The organism is Trinickia dabaoshanensis (genome assembly GCF_002879885.1).
GTDB lineage: Bacteria > Pseudomonadota > Gammaproteobacteria > Burkholderiales > Burkholderiaceae > Trinickia > Trinickia dabaoshanensis.
On sequence record NZ_PNYA01000053.1, the window covers coordinates 1 to 7,497 of the forward strand.

The 7,497-nt window shown below is 56.8% G+C and carries 7 protein-coding genes and 1 pseudogene; all 8 read left to right on the top strand.

The window, feature by feature from the left end:
* Positions 1-447 precede the first annotated feature (447 nt).
* Positions 448-684: a hypothetical protein gene (locus tag C0Z18_RS32130; RefSeq protein ID WP_102649501.1), complete on the top strand. Its 237-nt coding sequence runs from the start codon at positions 448-450 to the stop codon at positions 682-684.
* Between the two features lie 17 nt (positions 685-701).
* Positions 702-2,495 carry a hypothetical protein gene (locus C0Z18_RS32135; protein WP_102649502.1) on the top strand — a complete coding sequence of 598 codons (1,794 nt, stop codon included), beginning with the start codon at positions 702-704 and terminating at the stop codon, positions 2,493-2,495.
* A complete protein-coding gene (locus tag C0Z18_RS32140) occupies positions 2,495-3,427 on the top strand; it encodes a hypothetical protein (protein ID WP_102649503.1) in 933 nt (310 codons plus the stop codon). Before C0Z18_RS32135 ends, C0Z18_RS32140 begins: the two co-directional genes overlap by 1 nt.
* 3 nt (positions 3,428-3,430) lie before the next feature.
* Entirely contained in the window at positions 3,431-4,156 is a 726-nt protein-coding gene (locus C0Z18_RS32145; protein WP_102649504.1) for a DUF6339 family protein, read from the top strand.
* Positions 4,125-5,459 (top strand): DNA cytosine methyltransferase, encoded by a 1,335-nt coding sequence (locus C0Z18_RS32150; RefSeq protein WP_146014166.1) that lies wholly within the window; start codon positions 4,125-4,127, stop codon positions 5,457-5,459. Before C0Z18_RS32145 ends, C0Z18_RS32150 begins: the two co-directional genes overlap by 32 nt.
* Positions 5,460-5,512: 53 nt before the next feature.
* Positions 5,513-5,929: a very short patch repair endonuclease gene (locus C0Z18_RS33960; protein ID WP_102649507.1), complete on the top strand. Its 417-nt coding sequence runs from the start codon at positions 5,513-5,515 to the stop codon at positions 5,927-5,929.
* A gap of 266 nt (positions 5,930-6,195) precedes the next feature.
* Positions 6,196-6,678 (top strand): type VI secretion system baseplate subunit TssE, encoded by a 483-nt coding sequence (gene tssE, locus C0Z18_RS32160; protein ID WP_102649508.1) that lies wholly within the window; start codon positions 6,196-6,198, stop codon positions 6,676-6,678.
* Between the two features lie 57 nt (positions 6,679-6,735).
* Positions 6,736-7,368: pseudogene (locus C0Z18_RS32165) on the top strand (type VI secretion system baseplate subunit TssF); the annotation flags it as partial.
* Between the last annotated feature and the right edge of the window lie 129 nt (positions 7,369-7,497).

The following is a 7,497-nucleotide window of genomic DNA, read 5'->3' on the forward strand; positions in this document are numbered from 1 at the left end:
ATATATCGAAGTGTTTTACAACCGCAGTCGTCGTCATTCGTCACTCGGCTTTGTTTCTCCGGAACGCTTTCTTCAGGACTGGATCAAGGCTCAGCAGACCAAGGGCGCGGCGGCATAACCCGAGACCCTTGGAAGGCGAAAAACCGAGGGAAGCTCACCTTGCCTTCCCATTCAGCCTTCGTTATGAAATGGATTTCGCTGGCATGTCCAGCGTTGGCGCATCGCCGCTCCGCTCAGATGGGCTGGAACGGCAAGCCACCTCCGTCGTAAGCTCAAGCATGTAGCGCGCTCAAGTCACCTCGCGTCCCTTCTAGACTTTTGTTTGAGGGGCTAGCCAGGGGTTCCGTCTGCGGCGTAAGCACCGCTTGGATGGACGATTTTGATATCCTGTGCATGATTGCATTAGGTGTGCTACATTTGAGAAATGTATAAATTTGGCGCACGTCTATGACTACGGAACGAAACAAGCGCGCACGCTTTGTTGAGCTCGGAGAAGCCCGGGTACGCAAAGCCTCGCAGATGCTTCGCCTCATAGGCAATTTGTCAAACACCAGCAACTATGAATACTCACAAGAGGACGCGCAGAAGATTCTTTCCGCGCTGGACAATGAGATGAAGTTGCTTCGAACCAAGTTCCAGGCTGCGCTTAGCCGACGCGCCAAGGACGATTTCAAGCTCGGCTAACGGGGTGAATAGACAAAATGACCTGGGTCTTTCAAGAAAGCGATCCGATGGGTGGTGCTGCCGGTGAGGCATACGCCAACACACTGAAGTCGCCGGGAATGCAACCCGAGCACGTTTTGGCCCGTGAGGCCATCCAGAACTCAGTCGATGCTGGCATAGAAGGCGAAAAGGTACGGATTTGCTTCCGGCAGGTACAACTCGCCAATTCGGCCAAGACCGCCTTCGTACAGGCCGCGGGCCTCGCGCATATCTCCGAGCGGATCGGTGAGCTGGAATTGACTGTGCCGAATTGCCTGACGACACTAGACAAACCGCGCACGCCCTTGACTTTGCTTTATGTCGAAGACCACAACGCGGTTGGTCTGTCGGGCGATCCTCACGATAAGAATTCGAATTTTTATCGACTGCTGCTTTCACTAGGCGATCGTTCCAAGGCTCGTACCTCGAAAGGCACAGGCGGCTCGTACGGCTTTGGCAAGTCAGTGTACTCGTCTAGTTCCGCCATTCAAACTATCTTCGCCTACACACGCTTCGCCGACGACGAGGGCACTGAATGCACGCGGCTCTTCGGCTGCGGGTACTACGCCAGTCACGAGCACAAGGGGAAGAACTACAGCGGGCGGGCGTGGCTCGGCACAAAAAAGCATTCCGATGGGGCGGGTCGCTTGGTTATCGACCCGTACGAGGGCAAACCGGCGGACAAGCTCGCTGAGGCGCTCGGCTTTGAGCCGCGTGATAAGGGGGATCTAGGCACAAGCATCCTGATAGTGGATGCCACCGTGGATCTGAGGGATCTCGTTATCGGGGTGGAGGACTGGTGGTGGCCGCGCCTCATAGACCAGAAACTCGATGTTGAAATCCACGATGCGGCGGGGGGCATCTCGGTGCCGCGCCCCAGGAGGAACGAGCAGCTCAGGCCATTTATTGAGGCGTTTGAAATTGCTCGTGGCGTCGCTGCGCCGAAATCCGGCACGCAAAAGCAGAGCCCGTTAAACCGGTTAGGGGATCTTGCCCTTGGCGTCTGCGGCTTTGTCGTGGCTCCGCTCAACGACCAGGGTAACCCCATCGTCCGCGCCGATCGCTGCAACACCATCGCCCTTATCCGCGCCCCGCTGATGGTAGTCGCCTACAAACCGTGCTCGGAGACTGCGCCTGTCGTCGTAGGTGCCTTCGTGGCAGCGGACGATATTGACTTGGTGTTGAAGAAGAGTGAGCCACCAGCGCATGACCGCTGGGACCCCGACTCGGCCAACTTGCGCGATATAAAGGGCGAGGGCAAGAGCGTTGTCATGGCAGTGATGTCTCGCATTAAGGACCATCTGAAGCGCTTTCAGCGCGAAGCGGCACCTCCAACACCGGTCAAGCAGAAGCGTCTGTCGATCCTTGAGCGCGCTTTGGGCTCGTATTTTCGACCACAAGGTATGGGGGGCAAGCCGCAGCCGGAGGTCGTTAGTTCGCCGCTACATTTGGAATTTACAAAACAACCCTTCGCGGAAGCGGCGAGCAATGGAATGCTGCGCCTTCGGAGCGCTTTCAGCGTCGCTTTGGACTCCGGGGCCGAAGAGGAGTCGGTGAGTTTAAAGCTGCACGTCCGTTGCCCAGTCCTCGAAGACGAAGGCCAGGAAGGAGAGGATCTGAACTTGAAGATCGATGTGAAGGGGGTTGCCGCAACGCCGACTCCCGATGACCCAAAGGTGCTTCGGTTCGTCATCGAAAGAGGTGGCAAGGCGACGTTCACAGTCGAATCCGAGGAATACGATGCCGCATGGACAGTCCGCCTACGTCCTGAAATTGACGCGGAGGCCGCGTAATGTCGAACATGAGTTATCACAAGAGCGCGACGAAGGACGTGCGTCCTTTCTTCGGCGCGGCCAGCCTAGAAGAAGCTGTCGACAATGCACAGATTCGATTGTTTGAAGACCAGCCATTTACGGACGCTGTTTCCTTCACCATTGAGGAGCAGGAGGTGCCTCGCCTAGCCGTTGTGGTAAAACCGAACCTGAGTGAAGCAACGCTGGCAGGGGGCGCGATCGCGCGAGGCAAGCTGGCACTGGCTATTACTGCTGTCAACCCGTTCCTAAAGAAGACGGTATTGATCGAGAAGGTCTTGCTCTCCAAAGAGGCTCCCGACGAAATCGCAGTTGGCGCGGAAGTGCTTGAGCGATTGGGGGGAGGGGCTAATGTCACTATTGAGGTGGCGCTGTGCCTTGCGTCCTCTCTTGCCAAAGAGGTTGGAAAGCCCTTCATGCAAGGGCACTGGCTATCCAAAAAGTCGTTCGACCTCCGTCCACCGAAACTGGCCGAAGACTTCGGCGTAGATCCGATGGAAGACGATGGCTGGAAGGCGATGGGATTCCCGGCGAAGACTCTATACCACGTTGAGTATTACAGCGGAGTAAACGAGCAGGCGAGTAAGGATCGACCGATTGCGAAAGTGTATGTTCACGCTGATGTCTACAAGAAATTGGCCGCCGATAACTTGCCCAAGATGAGCAGGTCGCTAATGGCGTTTTTGGCCGCCGAGATTCCGTGCCAGATTCTAGCGGCGAGCTACGCTGATTGGAAAGACGCGGATGAGGTCGATTCTCGCAGCCCGCTTGCCGCGTTCTTGAAGCGCATCAACAGGGTTCAACCTTGCACGCTGCAGCAGCTTAAACGGTTGGTTGATGATCCTGGGATGTCCAAGTTGCGCGCGATTCTCCACGCCGACCAGCAGTCTGTTCGCCAAGTGGCGGAGGTTTAAACGATGCGCTATCCGATCTTAACCACTATGGACGCCAGCGCGTATCTCGCAAGCAAGCGCGCCGGTAACCCTCTAGATTTGGACCGGTTGGTGAAGAACCGCGGTGACGGTGAAGAGTTGGACCAAGCTTTCATCAACGTCTTGGTGGCTGACTTGGCGAATCTCAGAGCGAAGTACCCCGCAAACGGCATGAAGAGCCAGAAGAACGCTAACCGGTTCGAAGGCGATGCTGCCCGTATCATCCACGAACATATCCAGTTGCCACCAGAGATCGTGGCGGACGCCGATTTCTGGCTATGGCTGGCGATCGTGCACTTTAGCGATATGGTGGAGTGGCGCTACGGCAACCCTGAACACGGTACGGGCCTGGCGAACTATGGCGTCGGCGCACGCAGCGAGAACTTAATATACCGGTTGTGGCTGCGCGCAGATCTTCTGCTCGACGACGAGGCTGACGACCGCTATCATTTATGCCAGCGTGGTCAGATTGACTTCTACCGCAGCCATCTTTTCCGGCAGGGCTATGCCAATGCTCGGAGTTTCGCTCGTGCGCTCATTCGGTTCCAATATCCGAACAGCGATACAACAGCACCCCATCTCAAGGTCGACCAGATCCGAGAACTGGTGAAGCGCCTTCGACGGCTGCGTGCCAACCTTTTCTTGGAAATTCTGGACGAGACGGAGTGTCGCAAGATAATTGAAGACGAGGCTGGGCGAATGCCCGCGTAATATGAGTGGAATTGGCTTAGAAAATTATTACATCGAAAACGATCGGGTCATTCGTGAACTGACTGTTGGTAACCAAATTTGGCGTTCAAGTATCGAAAACCTTGCGGACCGCGACGCGGTAGGCTATGCGGCATGGTGGCAAAGCTTCCTTCGCGGCGCCACCGTCTTCGTGGAAGAGCCGACTTCGCCGCTGCCACCGATCCGCACCATTGACGTGTTTTGTGGATGTGGGGGACTGACGTTGGGGGCTGCGCAAGCCTCGATCGCAGTTGGGCGTCGTGTAGAGGTCGTGGCCGCTATCGACGTTGACGATGGCGGTCTCGAGGTGCATCAGGCCAATTTTGGGACCAAGCACATATTGCACACCAGTGTCTCAAACTTGGTGGATTTCCATGTCAGCGGTTCGGGCACCAAGTCGAGGTTTGCCTACGAACCGGAAATCTTGGACCCTATCTTGGCGGCAGAAATTGGCAAGATTGACTTGTTTTTGGCTGGCCCTCCGTGTCAAGGGCACTCGAACTTGAACAACAAAACGCGGAGAGAGGACCCTCGGAATCTGTTGTACCTTACGGCGGTTGCGCTCGCTGTGGGCTTAAAGGTGAAGATGGTTGTCATTGAGAACGTGCCAGACGTGGTCAACGATCGCAGTGATGTCGTCACTGCGGCTAAAGCGCTACTGAAGGCGAACGGCTACGACTTCATGGATAGCGGTGTACTGGCGGCACATGATATGGGCTGGCCCCAAACACGCAAGCGCTACTTTTTGGTCGCTGCGCTCCGCACGCCGTCCGATAAGGACCTGACCATAAAGGCAGTTGCTCATGGTCTGAAACGACAGGCGCAGACCGTCGGTTGGGCTATCGGTGATCTAATGCGTGATGCAACGTCTCCGGTTCAGACGGGCATCATGGATACAGTGCCAGCGCTGTCCGACGAAAATCGATCCCGAATCGACTACCTGTTCAAACACGACAAATACGAGCTACCCAACGAGGAGCGGCCGGACTGCCACAAGGATGGTCACACCTACCCTTCGGTCTACGGCCGAATGTATTGGGATAAGCCTGCGCAGACGATCACAACTGGATTCTTGACACCCGGCCGTGGGCGGTATGTGCATCCCGCCCGCCCCCGCGTCATTACACCCCGCGAGGCAGCCCGGATTCAAGCATTTCCGGACAGCTACCGATTCGTCGTGAATGCTCACGAGCCGTCGCGCAACGCCCTCACTAAGTGGATTGGCGACGCCGTCCCACCGGTACTTGGGTATGCAGCGGCGTTGCCCTTGTTAGTGCGTTTCTAGCACGGTCCGTCAGGCAAACTCCAGAGAGACTTTTGGCTTGGGAACGTCCAGTGGTGGATTCGCTCAGTAAGGCCCAACGATCCGATCGCATGAAGCGTGTCAAGCAACGAGACACAGCGCTTGAGGTGCTTGTACGTAAAGGACTTTATCGGCGTGGGCTGCGATATCGGTTGGGGGGCTGTGGCTTGCCTGGCAGACCAGACCTTGTTTTTCCAGGACGTAAGGCGGTCGTCTTCGTCCATGGTTGCTTCTGGCACGCTCATGACTGTCGGCTCGGGCGCCGGCCGACTTCAAATGCCGAGTTCTGGCAAGGGAAGGCCATCGCCAATAAGGAGCGGGACGCCCGGAAAGAGGCGGAGCTGCAGGCGCACGGTTGGAGAGTATTTGTCGTCTGGCAATGTCAGCTATATCCGTCATCCCGGGCCACTGGGACCTTGGATGCTCTCGCTCAATGCTTGCGCATACTTTAAGCGAGCGTGACCTAATCTCGGATTTCTAGGCTTGCTTAGATTGACGGAGAAAGTTTTCACGACGGCGCATATTTGTAAACGTTGCCGCAACGCCGATGCGGTCTGCCGGCCCGCTCGGCCGCGTTGCCGAAGCTGTGGCTCGCGATTCCGCAACGGCCCCTCACGTTCGTCCGAAATACACAGCATGACGACCGCGCTCGGATCGCTCCTGTATGATACGCGTCGCACTTGAGAGGGTGCATCGCTACCAATTCTTTCAAAAAAAGATGAGCCGTTTCGAACCCAGTTTGCTCGATAAATTGTTCGGCGATGGTCCTAGCCAACCAACGCCAGCCGTCGTACGCCAGTTATCGCTGGACGAACTCAAAGGCACGGTTGCTCGCCATATCGAGTCTCTTCTGAACGCCCGAATCACCTTTACCGACGAACGCCTCGCCGGCTTTAGCGAATGCCGCCGGTCGGTGCTGACTTATGGGCTGAACGATTTCGCGGGGCTCAGCCTTGCCAGTCACGACGACAGGCAGACGATCTGCAAGTCGATTCAACGCGCAATCGAACGTCACGAGCGCAGGCTCCAGCAGGTTGAAGTCAAACTAGAAGTGAACGCGCAGTCCACGAACGTGCTGTGCTTCGCCATCAAGGCGATGCTGGTTGTGCATCCGGCTGTGGAGCCGGTCAACTTCGACGCTATGTTGCAACCGTCCACGCTGCAGTATTCGGTCACGCGTGCTCGCCCCAAGCGCTCCTAAGAATTCCCCGCACGTACGGCGGCGCTTGCAACCAGACAACAAGATTCTGAGAGCTAGATGGACGAATTGCTGCCTTACTACGAGCGCGAACTATCGTATTTGCGCCGCTACTCCGAGGACTTCGCGCAGCGTTACCCCAAGATCGCGGGGCGGCTTCTGCCGGTGGGCGAGCAGCGCGACGATCCGTACATCGAGCAGATGATCCAGGCGATTGCGCTACTCGATGCGCGAATCGGCAAGAAGCTCGCAGACGGTTACCCGAACAGCGTAGAGGCGTTATTCGACAACCTGCATCCTCACTATCTACGGCCGTTCCCGCCTTGCTCGATCGCTCAGTTTTCCGTTGACCCTTCCGCCGGTGAGCCGCGCCCGTATGTGCTTGCTCGAGGTATGGAGTTGGTCAGCCGATCGATCAATGGCGTCCAGTGCCGATTCAAAACCGCTTACGATGTCACGCTCGCACCGGTTGCGATCAGCGAAGCGCACTACCTGCCGGCGGCGGCCGCACCCGTCGTTCTGCCGGTAAACGCGGCGGGCATCGTGTCGATTACATTCGAGTCGACTGCGCCGCAGCTGAATTTGCGCTCGCTCAATCTGCGCACTATTCGCCTGCATTTGAACGGCGAGTCTTCGTTCATTGCTGCGCTGGCCGACGGCCTGTTCATTCACGCGCTTGCAAGTTATGTCGAGACCGGTGTTTGTCAACGTAGTTGTCGCGTCGCTTCACGCGCACTGCTTTAATTCGGCTCGGGGCGCACGCTCCGGATTGAGCCAGACTTCGTTCTTCAATTCCCAATCGCGAGTCGAGCGGGACCAACG

Excerpts from the sequence above, each read along its gene's own strand:
- C0Z18_RS32140 (WP_102649503.1), top strand. The coding sequence starts at position 2,495 with ATGTCGAACATGAGTTATCACAAGAGCGCGACGAAGGACGTGCGTCCT.
- C0Z18_RS32135 (WP_102649502.1), top strand. The coding sequence starts at position 702 with ATGACCTGGGTCTTTCAAGAAAGCGATCCGATGGGTGGTGCTGCCGGT.
- tssE (WP_102649508.1), top strand. The coding sequence starts at position 6,196 with ATGAGCCGTTTCGAACCCAGTTTGCTCGATAAATTGTTCGGCGATGGT.
- C0Z18_RS32145 (WP_102649504.1), top strand. The coding sequence starts at position 3,431 with ATGCGCTATCCGATCTTAACCACTATGGACGCCAGCGCGTATCTCGCA.
- C0Z18_RS32130 (WP_102649501.1), top strand. The coding sequence starts at position 448 with ATGACTACGGAACGAAACAAGCGCGCACGCTTTGTTGAGCTCGGAGAA.